Origin of the sequence: Companilactobacillus hulinensis (assembly GCF_003946555.1) — a bacterium.
Taxonomy (GTDB): Bacteria; Bacillota; Bacilli; order Lactobacillales; family Lactobacillaceae; genus Companilactobacillus; species Companilactobacillus hulinensis.
This window is the reverse complement of sequence record NZ_RHOO01000004.1, coordinates 1-20719: the sequence shown is the minus strand read 5'-3', so window position 1 is coordinate 20719 and position 20719 is coordinate 1. Positions and strand designations below refer to the sequence as shown.

The window sequence follows — 20719 nt, the reverse complement described above, 5'->3', positions numbered from 1 at the left end:
TTAGATGATTTTTTCAGAGGAACAAATTAATAGTTATATGGACGAAGCAATTGCTGAAGCCGTCAAGGCTCAAGACAGAGCAGAAGTTCCCATCGGTTGTATCATCGTAAATAATCAGACTGGTGAAATAATCGGGCGTGGATCAAATGAACGTGAAGAGACTCAAGATGCTATCAAACATGCAGAAATTATTGCTATTGAACAAGCTTGTCATGCGGTTGGTAGTTGGAGGTTAGAACATACTAGTTTATTTGTGACGCTGGAGCCTTGTCCAATGTGTGCGGGTGCCATTATTAACAGTCGGATTGAAGAGGTTATTTTTGGTGCCAGTGACCCCAAGGCTGGATCAGTCGGTTCAATTAACAATTTGCTTGCTGAAACCCGCTATAATCACCAACCAGAAGTCTTAGCGAATGTTAAAGAACAAGAAACTGGAGATCTTTTGCGAAACTTCTTTAGAGAAATCCGCCGTAAGAGTAGCAAAAATAATTAATTTATAGTATGATAGTTATTGCCGAAAGGCCTTAGGGCAATGGTGCTCTTACGAATCGTGTCAGATTCGGAAGAAAGCAGCACTAAGTGAGTTGTACCATGTGCCTTTTGTTATGTAAATTAGCCTCCTAATCTTTTAGATTAGGAGTTTTTTTGTGGTAAAATTTAAGTACTGTGATTAATGCAAGGAGGAAGTATGGCATATCAAGCACTATATCGAGTTTGGCGTCCCCAAACTTTTTCAGATGTAATTGGTCAAGGCGTTATTACGCAGACATTGCGTAATGCGGTTGCTAGTAATATGACCAGTCATGCCTATTTGTTCAGTGGTCCTCGTGGTACTGGTAAAACGTCTTGTGCAAAAATTCTTGCTAAGGCGGTAAATTGTTTGAATCCGCATGATGGTGAGCCTTGTAATGAGTGCGAGATTTGTCGTGCCGCTAATGAGAATCGGTTGAATGATGTTATCGAAATCGATGCCGCATCTAATAATGGTGTTGAAGAGATTCGTGACATCCGTGATAAGGTCAAATACGCTCCAACTGAAGCCAAGTTTAAGGTTTATATTATTGATGAAGTTCATATGCTTTCTCAAGGAGCCTTCAATGCGTTGTTAAAGACATTGGAGGAACCACCTGAGAACGTAATGTTCATTCTTGCGACAACTGAACCGCAAAAGATTCCCGCAACAATTATATCTAGAACACAAAGTTTTACTTTTAGAAGAATTTCCCGTCAAGATATTTTGGAACGTATGACTTATATCTTGAATGATAAAAATATTAAGTATGATGAAGAAGCGTTGAATATTATTGCTGCATCTGCTGAGGGTGGAATGCGTGATGCCTTAAGTATTTTGGATCAGGCATTGTCTTATGGCGATGATGAGTTAACATTGAAAAATGCTCAGGAAGTTACTGGTGCTCTGAGTAACGAACAGATTGTTTCTTATATGACGGCAATTGCTGATAATCGTCCAGCTGATGCGTTAACTAGTCTGTATCAGATACTTGCTAGTGGTCGATCGGCAATGCGTTTTACAGAGATGATAATCCGTGTCTGTCGTAATTTGATTCTGTATAATTCTAATTCTGACTTATCGAATCAGATGGATAAGTCAGTTATGACGGATGAGTTGTTACAAATTGCTGACAAGTTCGACAATGCAAGATTGTTCTACATTGTTGATCAAGTTAGTGCGACTCAGAAGAACTTAAAGAACTCTAATCAAACTGATGTTTACATGGAAATTCTGACTGTAAAAATCAGTGAACCAAAGATTCAACAACAACCGATAGCTGCGCCTGTTCAACAACATACCCCTGAGGTACCTGCGGTGGATAATACCAAAGTTGATAAATTGAGTGGAGAAATTGCTAATCTTAAACAAGAGATCCAGCAATTATCTAGTCAAACCAATAATGGCAATACGACAAAGGTTTCTAAACCTAAACCTGCTAAACGTGCAGGGGGAGTTCGAGTTAATAAAACGGCGATTTACCAAGTATTGGAAAATGCTACTAAGAAGGATCTGCTTACGGTCAAGGATATTTGGCCTGACCTGATGAGTATGTTGTCAGTTACACAAAGGTCGATCATGAGTGTATCTGATCCGGTAGCTGCCTGTGATAATGGAATAGTTGTAGCGTTTGATTATGAGATGTGGTTTGAAAAGGCTCAGGAAGATCATGAGTTCATTGATGAACTTACTAATAATGTAAGCAAGTTATTGAAAAAGGATTATCAAATTGTTCTAGTGCCAAAGGCTCAATGGCCTGTAGTTCGTAAGGAATATATTGATAATAATATTGATTTAAGTAAGCCTGGAAATGTAGAATCAAAGCAGGAACAAAAAAAGACTGATCCAACTGTCGATGAAGCGTTAAAATTGTTTGGTGATGATGGTGTGGTTGAGGTTAAGGACGACTAGTACACCTACAGTCGAAATAGTAAGTCTGTTGTTGGGTACACCTGCAGTCAGAAATAATTATTCTGCTGTGGGACCGACTTCAGCCAAGGTCTGAAGTCTCGATTTTGAACTCTGCTCAGACCGCAGATTTCAAAAGTCGTCCTGTGCTGTAAGGATAGAAAATCGCCATCCAACAGCACTATCACAGCTGAATTATTATTTCTGACTTCCGGTTTATGGACATTCTATTCATGTTTGATAGGATTGAATAGAGTACAAGTATCATACAAAACTAGACGGAGGTTATGAATATTTCATCAGCCGTGAGTGTGGTGAAGCCACAGGACGAACTTGGAGATTTGCAAAGCAAAGCTTCAAGTCGAGGTGAGAGACTTTGACTCGAACCGGTCCGCACGGCAGATGAAATACTTCGTAACCGGAGTCGAAAACCACAACAATAATTTAATGATTAATAAATTGGAGGAACTTACAATGAGTAAAGGAATGCCAAATATGGGTGGAATGGGTGGCAACATGGCCAATATCATGCGCCAAGCCCAAAAGATGCAAAAAGAGGTTGCTGCAGCACAAGAGCAATTGAGCCAAACTGAATATGAGGGTCACTCAGTTGATGACTTTGCAGTTGTTAAAATGAATGGCGATAAAAAAGTTTTAGATTTAAAAATCGATGAAAAGATTATTGATCCAGATGATCCTGATACATTGCAAGATATGCTTATCGATGCATTGAATGATGGATTCTCAAAGGTCGACAAAGATAAAGATGCTAAGTTAGGCAAATACACAAACGGGTTGATGTAATCAATGAAATATCCAGAGCCAATTTCAAAATTAATTGATAGTTATATGACATTGCCAGGAATTGGTCGTAAAACGGCTACAAGAATGGCGTTCTTTACATTGGGCATGGATAAGAGTCAGGTACAGGAATTTGCCGATAATTTGATGTCTGCTAAGACAGATTTGAAATCATGCAAGATCTGTGGAAATATTACAACTGATGAAATCTGTTCAATTTGTACTGATAAGAATCGTGATCAAACGACTATCTTGGTCGTTGAACAACCAAAAGATATCATGTCAATTGATGACATGAATAGTTATAACGGATTGTATCATGTTCTAGGAGGGGTATTATCTCCGGTTGATGGTGTAGGTCCAGAAGACTTGAACATTAAGATGTTGTTGAATCGATTACGTGATAACAGCAAAGTTCAAGAATTGATTATTGCAACGAATGCAACTCCTGAAGGAGAGGCAACTGCGCAATATCTAGCCAAGTTGGTAAAACCGGCAGGCATCAAAGTAACTAGGCTTGCACATGGATTGGCTATCGGTTCTGATATTGAATACGCAGACGAGATGACCTTGAAGAGTGCTGTGCTAGGACGCAGGGAGATCTAACATGTTTGGTAAGAGAAAAGCTAGTGTGGAAAAGATTGAAAATGACCGTCTGATGGACAGCATTCATGATATCCAGGGACGTATTAGTAATACGCAAAGATTGATGAATAATTCATTGGAAGTTACTGATGATACACGATTACATTTAAGAATTGATCGTGCTAAATATCAATTTTTGTATTTAGAAGCAAGACGCCGTAAAGCACAGGCTAAACAGACTACGGATATTATTTTCGGTGATGAAGATACGTTCTTGAAACAACCAAGCCGAGCTGAGAAACATTGGTAGAGCGTGTCAAAAGACGGTAACACCCGAGCATTGCCTAGAATAGTAACTTTGCCACGAAGTGGCGAAGTTACTATTCGTAGCAAGCACAGGGTGTTGTCTTTTGTAAGCGCGTTTTAGCAAAATATGAAAAAAACGGTAGATTTTTCCGCTTAAAACAATAGCCCTGGTAATCCAAAGTTGGATTACTGGGGCTATTTTCGTAATTATAGAAAGTTGAACATGCTTTGTTTCACTCCCTTTTTTTTAAAACCAATTAGTTTCCTTTACCGATATACTAATATCAAGTAAAATGGAACCAATGCATTAAAAGGGGAGAGTACCAGATGTCAGGATTATTCATATCTTTTGAAGGACCAGATGGAGCCGGAAAAACTACGGCTCTGAATGCCTTATTACCATTACTAAAAGAACGTACTAAACAGGAAGTATTGATGTCTAGAGAACCAGGTGGTAGTGAAATAGCTGAACAAATCAGAAAAATTATTTTGGCAATTCATGATGAAAAAATGGATGATAGAACAGAAGCTTTGCTATATGCTGCAGCTCGTCGTCAACACGTTGTGGATATTATCAGACCAGCCTTAGCAGATAATAAGATTCTGCTTAGTGATAGATTCGTAGACAGTTCTATTGCGTACCAAGGTGGTGGACGTGAAATTGGTACGAAAGAAGTTGCTGAAATAAATGACTTCGCTATCGATGGAACAGTCCCAGACTTAACGATTTATTTTGATATTTCACCAGAAGTAGGATTATCAAGAATTCGTAAGGATCATGAGGGTGAAATGGATCGCTTGGAGAAGGAAGCTTTGAGTTTCCACAAACGTGTTCATGACGCATATCTTGACTTAGTAGCAGCTAATCCTGATAGAATAAAGAGTATCAACGCTGAGCAATCGCCTGAAAAGGTAGTTGATGATGCATTAAAAGTAATTATTGATAGATTTCCAAATGTATTTAATGGAGGAAAATAATATGAAAGTAATTTTAGCCATTGTCCAAGACAAAGATAGTCAACAGTTACAATCACATCTTGTAAAAGCTGACTTCAGAGCAACAAGACTTCCTTCTACTGGTGGATTCTTAAAGGCCGGTAACTCAACATTTATCATTGGTGCTGAAGATGATAAGGTTGATTCTGCACTTGAAGTTATCAAGAAGACTTGTCACACAAGAACTCAATTTGTGACTTCAACATTTGCCTTACCAGAAGCTGCCGGAATCAGTGACCCAGTTGAAGTTGAAGTTGGAGGAGCTACTTGTTTTATCCTACCTGTGGATAAATTTGTAAGATTTTAAAGATGGAAAGTATATTAGAAGAGCAACCACGTGTAATTCAGGAATTTCAAAAAATTATCAATTCAAATATGCTGTCACATGCCTATTTGATCGATAGTGCTTCTTCTAAAATTCGTCAGCAAGTAGCTATTTGGTTGGCTCAAACACAATTTTGTGATAATTTGCAAAATGGAATGCCAGACCAAACTTGCCAGCGTTGTAAAACTATTGCGATGGGTGATAATCCTGATGTACTTGAGATTAAAACCGACAAGCAGAGTATCGGTGTTGACGATATTAAGTACTTTAAAAAAGAGGTAAACATGACGGCTACGCAGGGTAAGCGTAGAATCCTGATTATCGATGAAGCTGAGAAGATGACTAATGCGGCCAGCAATAACCTGTTGAAGACGATTGAGGAACCAGAGGGTAATCTGTTAATTATCTTTTTGGCGGACTCAGCTAAACAATTATTGCAGACTATTAGATCACGTGTGCAGATTTTTCATTTATCCAATAAGAGTAATGATGATGAAGTTTCTAGTCTGGTAGAGATTGGATTCAAGACCGAGCAGGCAGAGACTGCCTTGAAGATATCAGATATCAAATTTTTGCAGGCGACAACTGGTGAAAGCTATAAACAGTTATCTGTTGCGTTATCTGGATGGATGAAAGAATGCAATCAAAATAAAATAAATAGTTTTATAGATGTTCAGACTGATATAATGCCATTAGTGGATAATAAAGATCATCAACATTTGGTTTTTGACATGTTGAATCAGATATTTAGTGATATATTATCAATTAGGTACAATGTAAATAAATCGCTTCTTATTAAAGAAGATGTTCTTTCAAATAAGAGTATTCAACAAATAGTTAGTTTCTCGGATGAATTATTTAAAGCTGAAGAGATGTGGAAAAGTAATGTTGCATTTCAAGCTATTTTAGAGGATTTGTCATTAAAATTTGTGGGTTAGTAGGTGAAACAATGGCAGAAAAGGATCTGTATGACGAGTTTGAATCTATTTCTAATCAACTAGGTGACTTGAGTGGTCAAATTGACTCACTAAAAGAACAGTTATCGAAAGACTTAGAGGAAAAAGAAGAACTCAAGATGGAGAATCATAATCTTCGTAAACAGTTGGAAAAACTTGGTTATGAAGATAAAAGTTTCAATGAAAGTGAATTGCCTACTTCACGCTTGAATCTAGAAAAGCTGTATCACAAAGGCTTTCACGTGTGCCAACAATTTTATGGTTCTCACCGTAAAGAAAACGAGGAATGTGTTTTCTGTCTCGGCGTGATTTATGGAAATCATAGTAAACCAAATAAAAATAAGTAAGGGAGCATTTTGAATGAATGAACAAAGGAGTTTTGTTAATAATTCGAAGGGCTGCCTTTTTTTAGTGCCAACACCGATTGGTAACTTAGACGACATGACCTTTCGAGCTGTCAAAATTTTGCAGGATGCAGATTTAGTCGCAGCTGAAGATACTAGAAATACTAAGAATTTATTGAATCATTTTGAAGTAACAACTGATCTGATCAGTTTTCACGAGCATAATACAGCTCAGCGTATTCCGGAATTGATTGAGAAGATGAATTCGGGGATGAATATTGCTCAAGTGAGTGATGCCGGTACGCCCTCTATCAGTGACCCTGGTAAAGAGCTTGTTAAGGCTGCAATTGAGGCAGACATCGCAGTTGTTCCACTGCCAGGTGCAAGTGCATCAACCACTGCTTTGATTGCTTCAGGGATTGAGCCACAGCCATTTTACTTCTATGGATTCTTACCACGTAAAGGTAAGGAGCGTACTGAAGCTCTGGGCGATTTATCTAAGCGTTACGAGACTTCAATTATTTACGAATCACCATATCGTGTTGTTAAAACTGTTGAGGATTTGAGAGAGTACTTCGGCGGTGATCGTAGAATTACCTTAGCTCGAGAATTAACTAAGATTCATGAGGCATTCTTGCGTGGCACAATTGATCAGGTTATCGAATATTATCAAGAGCATGATCCTAAAGGTGAATACGTATTGATTTTGTCAGGAAAGACTGCTGAAGAGGTCGATGAAATGTCAGATTCTGAGATCATCAATTCAATTGACTTGTTGATCCAATCTGGTGAAAAACCAAATAAGGCTATCAAAGAAGTAGCCAGTCAAAATGATTTGCGTAAGCAAATTGTGTATAACTTATACCATGGAATTGGGAAGGAAGAATAAAGTGGCAGAACAAATTTATTCACAAGAAATAGAATTTCCATTTTATTTCGCTAATTTAACAGGCGACATGCGTCTTTCATCGTTAGTCGATGCAATGTTGTTGATATCAGAAAAACAGCTTCATGAGTCTGATTCTGACAGTTCAGAAATGGTTCAACGAGGATTGGGCTGGGTGGTTGTTCAATATCATATGGACATCAAAAGAATGCCGACATTGGGTCAAAAACTCAAGGTCAGCACACGTGCAACTAGTTATAATAAGTACTTTTTTTACCGTGATTTTTGGATCGATGACTTAGATGGCAATCGTATGGTCGACTTGACCAGTGCTTTTGTTATTATCGATGTGAATAAACGGAAGATGGTCAGTGCAGCTGAGCAGTTGACTGATGTATTCGGTGCTGAAGAAATTACTCACATTAAGAGATTTGCTAGATTACGTGAACCTAAGGAATTTGATATTAAGAAGTCGCAACATATTGGATATTACAATATTGATGTTAATCGTCATGTTAATAACTCTTATTACTTCGATTGGATGGTCGATTCATTGGGTATCGACTTCGTCGAAAAGCATCGTGCTAAGAGTATGGATATCAAGTATGATAAGGAATTGAACATTGAAAGTGAGCCGAAAGTATATGCTTCAATCGATGAGGATAACTTGGTAACGACTCACTGGATCAAGAGTGACGGTGAATTAAATGCTGTTGCACAAATTACTTGGGAAGAAAAATAATTATAGTAAATTATGACATTAGATATAACTTATATATGAAAAAGGTTATAAGATAAATCTATAGGTATCGCTATAAATTTGTGGTAATATGTTCAAGTAAAATATTTTTGGGGTAGGAAACAAAGCGTAAAGTGCCGGCGGAACGGAATGTGAACACCGGACGAAGAGCTATTGCTTGCGATTTTGTTTCCGCATTCGTCACTTTATATAGTTAGTTAATTCGTTAGCCTCTAGTTATATGCTGTGGCAGCTCCTACAAGGAGATGTCGAGAATGAATACGAAAAGTCGTATTATTAGTGTCCATGAACTTACATGGATGGCGTTATTAATTGCAATGCAGATGGTGTTGAGCAAAATGTCGATAGGTAGCAATACCTTGAAGGTTGGATTCAGCTTCATCGCAATAGGACTAATGGGATATTACTTCGGACCTTATAAGGCAGCAATCGCTAATGTGATCGCTGATATTATCAGTAACGTAGTGATGCCAGCATCAACCGGATTTTTCTGGGGCTTCACTTTTTCAGCTCTTGTAGCAGGACTTATCTATGGTTTCATGTTATACAACCATAAGGTAACAGTTTGGAGAGTGTTCTTAACAGTATTATTAATCACAGTGATTGTTAATACATTGTTGAACACCTTGTGGATTCAAATGATAACCAACTTGCCATATATGACATTGTTGATTCCTAGATTATTGAAGGAAGCATTTAGTTTGGTTTATCAGACAGGATTGTTATATATTGTCCTTAAATGGATCAGTAATTCGAGATTTAACAGAATCGGCCGTTAGTGGTCGATTTTTTTTTATTTTTGAAATGAATTCCCGAATTCTTGTACTTTCTATTCAAAGTGAGCTACGGAAATCTTCCAGACTTCTTACACTCTCCATTCAAAACGAGTTCCAGAAGTCAGATTTCTGCGCCTGCTACGAATAACAAAAGCATCACTTCGTGTTGCCTTAATTATTCTAGGCAGTGCTCAAAATCTCCCAGACTTCTTACACTCTCTACAAATTTTATTATGTGGTAAAATATTCCTATTAAGATTGAGGGGATTATATGAAAATTTTAGCTTTTGATACATCTAACAAGCCTTTAAGCGTTGCCCTAGTAGAAAACGGCAAGACTTTGGCACATATAGAATCTACTGAACTGAAGACTCACAGTGTTACTTTGTTGCCAGATATTCAACAAGCCTTGCACGAAGGTGGCATGTCAGTTGAGGATATTGACATGATTGCTGTCGCTGATGGTCCTGGTTCATATACAGGCGTTCGTATTGCTGTTACTGTTGCTAAGACTTTGGCATTCACCTTGAACAAACCACTTGTGGGTGTTTCAAGTCTTGAGTTGCTTGCTGCCGATGGGGATGAGGGTATGATGTGTGTACCCTTGATGGATGCAAGAAATAATAATGCCTTTGCTGGCGTTTACTTAAATAAGCAAGACGAGATAGTCAATATTGTTGAAGACCATCACACTACTATGGCAAAATTGTTGGATCTTCTTAAAACATATGATGAAGATAAACTAGAATTCATTAATGCCACTCAAAAATTAACCGATTTGATCAGAGAAAAGTTTCCTAATGTAAAAATCATGTCCAGTGAAGATAGTTTGCCAGATGCAACGAAGTTGGCAAAGTTGGCTGAACATAAAGAACCAGTTAAAGATATTGATAGTTTCGTACCAACATATTTGCGCTTGACTCAAGCTGAACACGATTGGTACGAAAAAGGTAATAAGGACGATGGAAATATTTCCTATGTTGAGGAAGTTTAAACAAACACTTTGGCCAACGGGACATGTGGAAAAGTTTTCTTTTGAAAAGCAGTCGGTTAGTATTGATGGTAGACAATTCATACTACGCAAATCCGAAATGAAAGATACTAAGGACTTCATGGATATTCAAGAAAAGGTCTATTCTAAGCCAGTACCTTGGCCGTTGGATATTGTCAGTATGGAATTGAGAAATAAAAATGCCTTGTATTTGTCACTGATTGAAAATTCAGTTTGTGTGGCATTTATTGGAGTGTCTTTGAAAAATAAAAATGAAGCTCATATTACTAACGTGGCTGTTCTTCCCGAATTGCAACATTTGGGAATTGGACATCTTTTCCTCAATCAAGTCTTTGACTATTGCCGCAGATATGAGTTTTCTAGTCTTTCATTGGAGGCTGATATTGAGAATGAATCAGCAATCAGCCTGTACAGAGCATTTGGTTTTAAAACAAGAACTATTCATGAAAAGTATTATTTTAGAAATCATCATGACGCATTAGAGATGGTGGTGGATCTATAGGTGGAGAAAATTTTGAAAAAAGATACATTGATCATGTCATTCGAAAGCAGCTGTGATGAGACAAGTGTGGCTGTTATTAAGAATGGTAAGGAAATATTGTCGAATATAATTGCGACACAAATCAAGAGTCACCAACGATTCGGTGGAGTTGTTCCAGAAGTTGCCAGTCGTCATCATGTTGAGGAGATCACTCGTTGCATTGAACTAGCAATGGACGAAGCTAAGGTAACTTATGATGACTTAGATGCCGTTGCCGTTACTTATGGACCAGGATTAGTTGGTTCATTGTTGATTGGTATCATGGCCGCTAAGACAGTTGCTTTTGCGCATAATTTGCCATTGATAAAAGTTAATCATTTGGCAGGACACATTTATTCAGCTAACTTTGTTTCAGATCTGCAATACCCATTCATGGCATTGTTAGTATCTGGTGGACATACTGAATTAGTATTGGTCACGGCTCCAGGTGAATTCCATACATTAGGTGATACACGTGACGATGCAGTCGGTGAAGCTTATGACAAGATTGGCCGTGTGCTAGGAATCAATTATCCAGCTGGTAAAAAAGTTGACCAAATGGCCGCAGTTGGTAATGATGTCTTTGACTTCCCACGTGCTATGGTGCAAGAAGACAATTTGGACTTCAGTTTCAGTGGTTTGAAGAGTGCCTTCATAAATCGCGTTCACCATGCTGATCAAGTACATGAAGATTTGAACAAAGATGATTTGGCAGCTAGTTTCCAAGGTGCAGTGTTGGATATCTTGAGTAACAAGACGTTCCGTGCCTTAGAACAACACCCAGTTAAGCAATTGGTTGTTGCTGGTGGGGTTGCTGCCAATCAAGGACTTCGCAAACGATTAAAAGATGATATTGAAAAACGTAACTTGGATATGGAATTGATTTTCCCACCATTGAGACTCTGTGGTGATAATGCCGCAATGATTGGTGCCATTGCTCAGATTCAATTCGAGAAGGGTGACTTCGCTGATTTGGATTTGAACTCTGATCCTAGTTTGGATTTTTAGGTTATATTGATACATAAAAGAGCTAATATTCTGAGATTTTTATTCGGAATATTAGCTCTTTTTGAATTATTATTATTTTTATACTGACAGAATGAAAGCGCTGTGCTATATTGTGGATGAACAAATTTATAAGTATACATATGATATGTTGATTGTGGGTGTGTAAGCAAATGGATAAAAATATAAGCTTGGGTCTAGATATGGGAATATCATCTGTAGGCTTCAGTGTGATTGATATTGATACCGGTGAAATAATTGAATTAGGAGCACGTTTGTTTAATGGAGCAGATGCATCTAGAAATGAAGAGAGACGTTCTATACGAGGTGGAAGAAGATTAATTAGACGCAAGCGACAACGCAGAATTGATGTGTTTCACCTATTTAAAGAGTATGGATTGGTTAATGCGCATACTAGCAAATACTATTCTAACTTTAATAATACGTTGAACCCATATATATTGCGAGTTAAGGGATTATCTGAGAAGTTAACAATCGATGAACTATCTAAAGCGTTATATCACATAGTTAAACGGCGTGGGATTAGTTACGATTTGAAAGATTCTGATGTAGAAGACAAAGGTACAGAGTATTCAAAAAGTTTAAATGAAAATTCTAAGGAATTAACTACTAAAACTCCTGGTGAAATTCAATTAGAAAGATTGAATAAATATGGTGAAGTACGAGGAAATATAGTAATTGATCCAGACACCGTTAACTCGAATATATTATTGAATGTGTTTCCCACTAAGAGTTTTGTTGTTGAGGCAAAAAAAATAATTGAAAAACAAAGGGAGTTTTATCCGGAAGTTTTATCTGAAGATTTTGAAAGTCAGTACATTAAGATATTAACTAGAAAACGGGATTATTTTGTTGGACCAGGTAGTGAAAAATCTCGTTCAGATTATGGGATATTTAAAGAAGATGGTCGGACATTAAAAAATTTATTTCAAGAGTTGATCGGCCACGACAAAATATTTCCTGAGGAATTGAGGGCATCCGCTGCATCTTATACGGCTCAAGAATTCAATGTTTTAAATGATCTGAATAATCTTAGAATTCTTAATCATGAAAGTCAAAAACTAACGACATCTGAGAAGAATGAAATTTTAGATGAATTAAAAACAGGAACTAAAAGAATTCAAATGATCAAGTTGATTAAGAAAATTGCAAAATGTTCGGATGATGATATACAAGGATATAGAACCGATAATGATGGAAAACCTGAAATAAGTTCAATGTCTGTTTATAGAAAAGTACACACAAGCTTTTTAAATGATGGTGTTGATATAAGTGTCTGGCCAGATGAGCTTATTGATAAGTTGAGTTTTATAATAACTTTGAACACTGAGAATGGTGAAATTAGGAAACAAATTAAAGATGATGTTGCGGCTAATTATGACTTTATGGACGATGATTTAATTCAGTTTATAGTTGATCATAAATCTAGTTTCGATATAAGTACTAACAATAAGTGGCATCGTCTATCTGTAAAATCAATGCAATTATTGATTCCAGAAATGATTGATCGTCCAGTTGAACAAATGACATTAATCAATGAAATGGGTCTGAATAAGGATAATGGCAAAAAATTTGCTAATAATAAATTTATTCCATACAAAATAATTTCCAATGACATTTTTAACCCAGTTGTTTCTAAGTCCGTATCAGAAGCTTTAAGAATTGTGAATGCAGTTTTAAAGAAATACGGATCAATTAATTGTGTAGTTATAGAGATGCCGAGAGACGACAACGAAAAGGAAGCAAAAAAAGAAATTGAAGATTTCCAGAAAAAAAATAAGGTAGAAAAAGATGATGCGTTAATTGCTGCAACTGAAGATATCGGTAGTAAATCCATTATCGATGATGCACTTAGAATGTATGGATCAAAGCTGCTTTTTAAAATAAGGTTATGGTACCAACAAGATGGCATCGATTTATATAGTGGTAAAACAATTGAAATTTCAGATTTATTGGATAGTCCTGATATGTTTGAAATTGATCATATTATTCCCCAATCAGTTTCTTTAGACGATACCCTTAATAACAAAACACTTTGCTATTCTGATATGAATTTGGTAAAAGCCAAAATGACACCACTTGAATTTATGAGTATGGGTTATGGTCAAGGCTTTGAAATTATGAAAGCAATGGTGATGAGTAATGATAAGTTAATAAGTAAAAGAAAGAATTATCTATTCATGGAGGATATCAATGATATTGAAACTAGAAAACGATTTATTGCTAGAAATTTAGTTGATACTAGATATTCTTCACGAGTAGTACTTAATAATCTACAAGAATTTTTCAGAGAAAAAGGCAGTGAAACTAAGGTAACAGTTATCCGTGGTAAGTTCACATCAAACATGAGGAAACATTGGCATATTTACAAGAGTCGCGAGACATTTTATCACCATGCAATTGATGCATCTATAATAGCCGCAACTCCATTTTTGAAACTTTGGAAAAAAGGCGCAACAATGTTTCCTGATAGCATTGAAGGAAATACTGTTGATATTGAGACCGGAGAAATATTAGATGATAAGGAATTTGATAAAGTCGCATACGATGAGCCATACTCTGGATTCGTTGATGCGTTGAATAGTGCCGATGATAAGGTTAAATTTTCTCATCAAGTTGATAGAAAAATGAATCGTAAAGTGAGCGATTCAACGTTGTATTCTACTAGAATGGCGCAGTTATCGAAAGATAAAGATGAATCTGAGTATGTAGTGGCTAAAATCAAAAATATTTATGATGCAGGTCAATTTGAAAAATTTAAAAAAATATATGATAAAGATAAAGGTAAATTTTTATTATACAAATATGATGCTAAAAGCTTTAACGAGTTAGAAGATATCATGAGTAAATATCCTGATAAAGTCGATAAGGTACAAAGTAATGGGGATGTAAAATCAATAAAGGCCTCACCATTTGAATTGTATAGACGTGATCATGGAATGATTCGTAAGTATTCGAAAAAAGGTAATGGACCAGAAATCAAACAATTGAAGTACTTAGATCAAAAAGTTGGATCTAAGATTGATATAACACCTAGTAATGCCAAAAATAAGCATGTTATATTACAATCGTTATCTCCATGGCGTACGGATGTATATTTAAATCATGACACTAATGAGTATGAAATAATGGGTCTAAAGTATTCTGATTTAAAATTTCAAAAAACCGGATTATACGGAATTAATAAGCAAAAGTATCTTGAGATAAAAAGTCGTGAGAAAGTTTCAAAAAACTCAGAGTTTATGTTCTCTCTATACAGAAAAGATAGAATTAAGGTTCAAAATATAGACACAAAAGAAGATGTTGAAGTATTGTTTTGGTCTAGAACTATGGATAAACAAAAAGGATATGCTGAAATAAAACCCATAGATAGCTTTGATAATGTGGAAACTTTGTCAATTTACGGTAAAGGAAGTAAAGGGAGATTTATTAAACGATTAATACCTAAGAAATGTAGAGTATGGAAAGTGAATACTGATATTCTGGGGAACACATTTTATCTTGAAAAAGAAGGAAATGAACCTAAAGATATACTTGATTAATCAAAAATACATGTTATTATTGTGGTGTAAGGGACGCCTTATAATACATGTATTTTGTTTTATCATTGCTAAATCTTTAAGGATCTACAGAAATAAGGATTTATTCCGAAACTACCGCCTATATTGCTATGGGCGGTTTTTTTTATATAAAATTTGGAGGATTATGCTTATGGCGTGGAGAATTGTACATATTAAGGAAGGCGATATTCTAAGATTGCGTCTTGATAATATTGAGATTATCAAAATGGAAAACAAGTTGCATATTCCACTTTCTGATATTTCTATGATTGTATTGGAAGGTAATCGGACTACGGTAACTACCAAATTGTTATCCAGTTTAAGTCAGCATAATATTGGTTTAGTGATTTGTGATGATAAGTATTTGCCAGTGGGGATGTATTTACCATATGGGCAATATCATCATAATGCAAAAAGGGTTATTAATCAGGGAAATTGGACTGACAATCAAAAAGCTGAGATTTGGAAACGAGTAATAAGGCAGAAAATGGATAATCAAATTTCTTTTGCTAGATATGCCGGTGTTGAGCAGGAGCGATTAGAATTAATGGAAGATTTAGTTAGTAATTTGACAGTGGGAGACAAAACTAATCGTGAAGGCCACGTGGCAAAAGTGTATTTCGATTCACTTTATGGAAAATCCTTTACAAGGGATGAAGATTGTTTGACTAATGCTGCGATGAACTTTGGTTATGCGATTATTAGATCATGTATGGCCAGGGTTGTTGTAGGTAGCGGATTGATAACGATGTTGGGGATATTTCATCGAAATGAGTTCAATAGCTATAATCTGGCTGATGATCTGATGGAACCATATCGACCACTAATGGACTTCTGGATAAATAAATATGTATTGGGCGACAAGGATTATTTAAGTTATGAATCAAGACAAAGTATTTTAAGTTTTATGCATGAAAAGATAACAATTGATGATAAAAAAATGACAATAGATAATTCTATGCAGGAATTTGTTTCAAGTTTTATTTCTTCTATGGATAATGATGATCCAGATTCTATTTTAAAAATTGAGCTTAATAACTTTATAGGTGAAGAAAGTTGAAATATCAAAATATGAGATTAATGTGTATGTTTGATTTACCAATGGATACGTCTAATGAAAAAAGGCAATATCGAACTTTTAGAAAATCATTAAAAATAAATGGCTTCTCTAAAGTTCAGTATTCTGTGTACTGCCGTGCCATACAGAATCGATCTGCGGGTAAAAAATACATTAGCGCATTGAGTGAGTTTTTACCTGAGCACGGAGAGGTGAGATTAATAGCAGTTAGTGAAAAACAGTATAACGACATGAAAATATTAGTTGGTCATCGGAGTAAACAAGAAACTATTATTGGAAACAAGGACTTGGTGATCATATGATTCTAAAGATAGAATTAGAAAACCAAAATTTCTTAGATGTTGACTTTGAAGATAGACTTTACGTCGTTGGCAATAATCAAAAAAAGTTATGGGAGGTATTTCGCAGTATATATTATTATTTTAATAAGAGCCCTACTTTAACATCAAATGTTTATGGAGATAACGATATTGAGATCTCATTGAATGATAGTAAATTGTCTGAGAAGAATAATACCGTGTTTTTTATTCATGATAGAGAAAGTATATACAATCAGATGTTATATAAAAAGGGAAGTTTACTTTTTGATGTTTTGAATTCTTTGATTGATGATACGGAGATTTCCCGTATTATTGACCAAATCAATGAAGGTAATTTGAAATTAGAAATTGAAATTCAGAATTATATGCAAAAACTATCAAATAATTTAAAAATAAACATTGATGATACTAATTATCTTGAAATGTTAAAAAATAGTTTGTTGTTGAGTTATGAAGATGATAAGTTGGCGTATCCATTAGAATTCATGGATACAGATAGTTTACTAGATGAATTCTTAAACTTTTTGGAGTTCAAATTGAAAGATAATGGCAATCCGGTTTGGGTAGTATTATATAATCTTGATGGCATAGTGTCAGTACATAATCAGTTTAATTTCATTAAATCGTTGAAAAGAATAATGGATGATTATGATCTTAAAGTTATTTTTATTGGTAATAGTTTGATGAATGTCCCATTAGATCAAACTGAAGTCGGCGGGATAGTAATTGCTAATAAGGAATTCGAGCAATTGCTACCATACGATGAACTAGTTAAATCTGTTAGGATGAGGTACCCCAATGAATTAAAAGTCGATAGTGATAAATTTGTAGATTCAGTAAAAAGAATTTCTCCTTTTATAGGTAGTGATGAAAATATAAACCTTTCTAGTAAAAATTTGGTATTATTGAAAGTGGTAAATGAGATTTTAAACTATGAGACGTCATATTGTTTAGATGATCAAATACTAAGTAGTGCAGAAGCCGAATTTTTAAGCAATTAGGTTTTGACGTGAACTGTAATTTTTGAATTTGAGGTTTCTGTACTCTTAAAGATTTAGCAATGATAAAACTAATTCCGTGATATTCATAAGTTGCAAACCGTTTCTGTACTCTTAAAGATTTAGCAATGATAAAACAGAATACTGGAACACATTTAAACAGAATGGGTTTCTGTACTCTTAAAGATTTAGCAATGATAAAACTCGACAGCAAAATTTCTACCGGTGTTGGACGTTTCTGTACTCTTAAAGATTTAGCAATGATAAAACAGAGATGAGCAGATAAGAGCTAGAGAAGACGTTTCTGTACTCTTAAAGATTTAGCAATGATAAAACGTGGATGAAGAAGACAAGAAAGTTCTAACGGTTTCTGTACTCTTAAAGATTTAGCAATGATAAAACTATGAAAGGTGATTATCCGATATTGTTACCGTTTCTGTACTCTTAAAGATTTAGCAATGATAAAACTAAATAATTTAACTACTGGTGCACCTAACTGTTTCTGTACTCTTAAAGATTTAGCAATGATAAAACCACCATCTCCATCAACAATTGATTGCTCCAGTTTCTGTACTCTTAAAGATTTAGCAATGATAAAACAAGCTGCTGGTCAGCCTGAAATAGATTCAAGTTTCTGTACTCTTAAAGATTTAGCAATGATAAAACGGCAAAAAGCCATTCTGCAAATCCAGCATTGTTTCTGTACTCTTAAAGATTTAGCAATGATAAAACTTGTCTATGTATCTTAATTTGTAGTGATAAGTTTCTGTACTCTTAAAGATTTAGCAATGATAAAACCGTCATCTATCTGGGCTATGGAGGGTGGGCGTTTCTGTACTCTTAAAGATTTAGCAATGATAAAACTGTAACATTATTGGAAAAGCTAACATCTTGTGTTTCTGTACTCTTAAAGATTTAGCAATGATAAAACTTATTGAGAGGGATGTAATTATGCAAGGAGGTTTCTGTACTCTTAAAGATTTAGCAATGATAAAACTTATTGAGAGGGATGTAATTATGCAAGGAGGTTTCTGTACTCTTAAAGATTTAGCAATGATAAAACTTATTGAGAGGGATGTAATTATGCAAGGAGGTTTCTGTACTCTTAAAGATTTAGCAATGATAAAACTTATTGAGAGGGATGTAATTATGCAAGGAGGTTTCTGTACTCTTAAAGATTTAGCAATGATAAAACTGAATTATCTGCCGGCTCGCCATATTGCTTTGTTTCTGTACTCTTAAAGATTTAGCAATGATAAAACTGAGAATGGCCTTAGTGCCAACGCATAGTCGTTTCTGTACTCTTAAAGATTTAGCAATGATAAAACAGTACTGGTTAAACGTTTGGCCGTCCATGTGTTTCTGTACTCTTAAAGATTTAGCAATGATAAAACATATAACCTTATTTGTTTCCTGAAGATATTGTTTCTGTACTCTTAAAGATTTAGCAATGATAAAACAGCAAGTGAGTTAGTGACGCATGAGTTCTGGTTTCTGTACTCTTAAAGATTTAGCAATGATAAAACGAAGCAAGTACAAATCAATCCATATGTTCCGTTTCTGTTCTCTTAAAGATTTAGCAATGATAAAACGATAGAGCTCCATTTTGTTCTGTAAAATTTGTTTCTGTACTCTTAAAGATTTAGCAATGATAAAACAATGGCAGCGTAATGGATTATCCACACCGGGTTTCTGTACTCTTAAAGATTTAGCAATGATAAAACCACTTCCCCTTACAGTAACAGGGTAATAATGTTTCTGTACTCTTAAAGATTTAGCAATGATAAAACCCTTCATCGTTACAGCAATTACAAGCAATAGTTTCTGTACTCTTAAAGATTTAGCAATGATAAAACAATGGCAGCGTAATGGATTATCCACACCGGGTTTCTGTACTCTTAAAGATTTAGCAATGATAAAACCGATATCTACAACGCTAAATGGATTCCTAGGTTTCTGTACTCTTAAAGATTTAGCAATGATAAAACCATTCATTTCAAGCCTCCAATACTTTAATAGTTTCTGTACTCTTAAAGATTTAGCAATGATAAAACCTAAAACGTTTCTATCAAACTTATCATTATGTTTCTGTACTCTTAAAGATTTAGCAATGATCAATGTAATTATCATCTGGTATTTCAAGTTTCTGTATTCTAACAGATTTAACAATATTAATTGTTGTTTATTAATAAATGATAATGTTAAGTTTGAAAAGTAGTCGTAAGTGAATTTGTATCATGCTAAAATAACGTAAGGAACATATAAATTAATGATTTTATAAATGCTAATGTTGTATTTGTGGGTGTGTGTTTCTGTACTCTTGAAGATTTAGCAATGATAGAAACAAAGCTTTAGTATGCTAAGAGATTTAGTATGTTTCTGTACTCTTGAAGATTTAGCAATGATAAAAAACCACTTTGATCCTAAAAATAGGAAAATCAAAGTGGTTTTTTCTATCAATTCTTAATAGGTTGATAGTTTTTTATTTAAAAATATTCAAAAATATCATAAAGAACAACCATAATATAAACCAGCCAACAGGAGTAATTATCAACAACAAAAATGCTCCAGCTAGTCCAGCTAAGTAATCTCCACCAAATGGTATGGAAATCAAACCAGCTATTATTATAAATATACCAAGGAATGCCGCTACAATACCAATGAGTATCAATATAATTAAACCAAAAGTCGATGTCCAATCAATCAGAGCGTGTATGAATTTTCCCATTTCAATTCTCCATATCAATATAACTTATTAGTAATATTATATGAATAGCGCTTATATAACAATTGGTATGCTCCAATTTTTACATTTAATATTTTATATTTTTTAAATAATATTTTGTGGAATATAAAAGCCACTTTGACTCTTCCAAAAAGGGAAAATCAAAGTGGCTTTTTCTATATCGTGAATTGTAAAATTAATCCGAACACCTAATCAAAAAAAAATACCCATAGTAAATGTTTTACAATGGTAGTGACTAAACAGACCATGAAAGAAGACATTTACTATGAGCATATCTACTTTAACACAGTATCACCGTGGTGCCA

At 35.0% G+C, this 20719-nt stretch carries 20 protein-coding genes, 1 other RNA gene, 1 CRISPR repeat array and 1 riboswitch; of the genes, 20 read left to right on the top strand and 1 reads right to left on the bottom strand.

Going from position 1 to position 20719, the window contains the following annotated elements; translation table 11 throughout:
• The first annotated feature begins 4 nt into the window (after positions 1-4).
• From EKM66_RS03375 to csn2-St, 20 genes are all read left to right on the top strand, one after another.
• Positions 5-493, top strand: coding sequence for a nucleoside deaminase (locus EKM66_RS03375; protein ID WP_164505029.1), 489 nt, complete (start codon positions 5-7; stop codon positions 491-493).
• A gap of 30 nt (positions 494-523) precedes the next feature.
• An RNA gene (gene ffs / locus EKM66_RS03370) (signal recognition particle sRNA small type) lies at positions 524-606 on the top strand.
• Between the two features lie 82 nt (positions 607-688).
• On the top strand, positions 689-2422 hold the full coding sequence (dnaX, locus tag EKM66_RS03365) for a DNA polymerase III subunit gamma/tau (protein WP_125761705.1): 1734 nt from the start codon (positions 689-691) through the stop codon (positions 2420-2422).
• A 471-nt stretch (positions 2423-2893) separates the two neighbouring features.
• Positions 2894-3223 carry a YbaB/EbfC family nucleoid-associated protein gene (locus EKM66_RS03360; RefSeq protein WP_125761703.1) on the top strand — a complete coding sequence of 110 codons (330 nt, stop codon included), beginning with the start codon at positions 2894-2896 and terminating at the stop codon, positions 3221-3223.
• 3 nt (positions 3224-3226) lie between these two features.
• The gene (gene recR, locus EKM66_RS03355) at positions 3227-3826 is read left to right on the top strand and encodes a recombination mediator RecR (RefSeq protein WP_125761701.1); all 600 of its coding nucleotides are present in this window, start codon (positions 3227-3229) and stop codon (positions 3824-3826) included.
• Between the two features lies 1 nt (position 3827).
• Positions 3828-4115, top strand: coding sequence for a YaaL family protein (locus EKM66_RS03350; protein WP_125761699.1), 288 nt, complete (start codon positions 3828-3830; stop codon positions 4113-4115).
• A 323-nt stretch (positions 4116-4438) separates the two neighbouring features.
• Positions 4439-5089 carry a dTMP kinase gene (tmk, locus tag EKM66_RS03345; protein WP_125761697.1) on the top strand — a complete coding sequence of 217 codons (651 nt, stop codon included), beginning with the start codon at positions 4439-4441 and terminating at the stop codon, positions 5087-5089.
• 1 nt (position 5090) lies between these two features.
• Complete coding sequence (locus EKM66_RS03340; protein WP_125761695.1) at positions 5091-5414, top strand: cyclic-di-AMP receptor; 324 nt, start codon at positions 5091-5093, stop codon at positions 5412-5414.
• Between the two features lie 2 nt (positions 5415-5416).
• On the top strand, positions 5417-6370 hold the full coding sequence (locus EKM66_RS03335; RefSeq protein ID WP_125761693.1) for a DNA polymerase III subunit delta': 954 nt from the start codon (positions 5417-5419) through the stop codon (positions 6368-6370).
• 11 nt (positions 6371-6381) lie between these two features.
• Positions 6382-6735, top strand: a complete 354-nt coding sequence (locus tag EKM66_RS03330) for an initiation control protein YabA (protein WP_125761691.1) — start codon at positions 6382-6384, stop codon at positions 6733-6735.
• A gap of 13 nt (positions 6736-6748) precedes the next feature.
• Positions 6749-7621 carry a 16S rRNA (cytidine(1402)-2'-O)-methyltransferase gene (gene rsmI / locus EKM66_RS03325; RefSeq protein WP_125761689.1) on the top strand — a complete coding sequence of 291 codons (873 nt, stop codon included), beginning with the start codon at positions 6749-6751 and terminating at the stop codon, positions 7619-7621.
• A gap of 1 nt (position 7622) precedes the next feature.
• The gene (locus tag EKM66_RS03320; protein WP_225426549.1) at positions 7623-8360 is read left to right on the top strand and encodes an acyl-[acyl-carrier-protein] thioesterase; all 738 of its coding nucleotides are present in this window, start codon (positions 7623-7625) and stop codon (positions 8358-8360) included.
• Positions 8361-8466: 106 nt separating this feature from the next.
• Positions 8467-8563: riboswitch (THF riboswitch) on the top strand.
• A gap of 69 nt (positions 8564-8632) precedes the next feature.
• Entirely contained in the window at positions 8633-9157 is a 525-nt protein-coding gene (locus EKM66_RS03315) for a folate family ECF transporter S component (protein WP_125761685.1), read from the top strand.
• A 268-nt stretch (positions 9158-9425) separates the two neighbouring features.
• Complete coding sequence (gene tsaB, locus EKM66_RS03310; protein WP_125761683.1) at positions 9426-10148, top strand: tRNA (adenosine(37)-N6)-threonylcarbamoyltransferase complex dimerization subunit type 1 TsaB; 723 nt, start codon at positions 9426-9428, stop codon at positions 10146-10148.
• Positions 10132-10668 carry a ribosomal protein S18-alanine N-acetyltransferase gene (rimI, locus tag EKM66_RS03305; protein ID WP_164505028.1) on the top strand — a complete coding sequence of 179 codons (537 nt, stop codon included), beginning with the start codon at positions 10132-10134 and terminating at the stop codon, positions 10666-10668. The genes tsaB and rimI overlap by 17 nt, the downstream gene beginning before the upstream one ends.
• Positions 10669-10701: 33 nt before the next feature.
• Positions 10702-11694, top strand: a complete 993-nt coding sequence (tsaD, locus tag EKM66_RS03300; protein WP_164505031.1) for a tRNA (adenosine(37)-N6)-threonylcarbamoyltransferase complex transferase subunit TsaD — start codon at positions 10702-10704, stop codon at positions 11692-11694.
• A gap of 170 nt (positions 11695-11864) precedes the next feature.
• Positions 11865-15254, top strand: a complete 3390-nt coding sequence (gene cas9 / locus EKM66_RS03295) for a type II CRISPR RNA-guided endonuclease Cas9 (RefSeq protein WP_125761679.1) — start codon at positions 11865-11867, stop codon at positions 15252-15254.
• A 169-nt stretch (positions 15255-15423) separates the two neighbouring features.
• Positions 15424-16332, top strand: coding sequence for a type II CRISPR-associated endonuclease Cas1 (gene cas1, locus EKM66_RS03290; RefSeq protein WP_125761677.1), 909 nt, complete (start codon positions 15424-15426; stop codon positions 16330-16332).
• A gap of 11 nt (positions 16333-16343) precedes the next feature.
• Entirely contained in the window at positions 16344-16652 is a 309-nt protein-coding gene (gene cas2, locus EKM66_RS03285) for a CRISPR-associated endonuclease Cas2 (protein WP_125761976.1), read from the top strand.
• Positions 16649-17671, top strand: a complete 1023-nt coding sequence (gene csn2-St, locus EKM66_RS03280; protein ID WP_125761675.1) for a CRISPR-associated protein Csn2-St — start codon at positions 16649-16651, stop codon at positions 17669-17671. The genes cas2 and csn2-St overlap by 4 nt, the downstream gene beginning before the upstream one ends.
• Positions 17672-17704: 33 nt before the next feature.
• A CRISPR array of direct repeats spans positions 17705-19788; the repeat unit is 36 nt; unit sequence GTTTCTGTACTCTTAAAGATTTAGCAATGATAAAAC.
• A 362-nt stretch (positions 19789-20150) separates the two neighbouring features.
• On the opposite strand, the gene EKM66_RS03275 is transcribed toward csn2-St, so the two are convergent.
• A complete protein-coding gene (locus EKM66_RS03275; RefSeq protein ID WP_125761673.1) occupies positions 20151-20396 on the bottom strand; it encodes a hypothetical protein in 246 nt (81 codons plus the stop codon).
• Between the last annotated feature and the right edge of the window lie 323 nt (positions 20397-20719).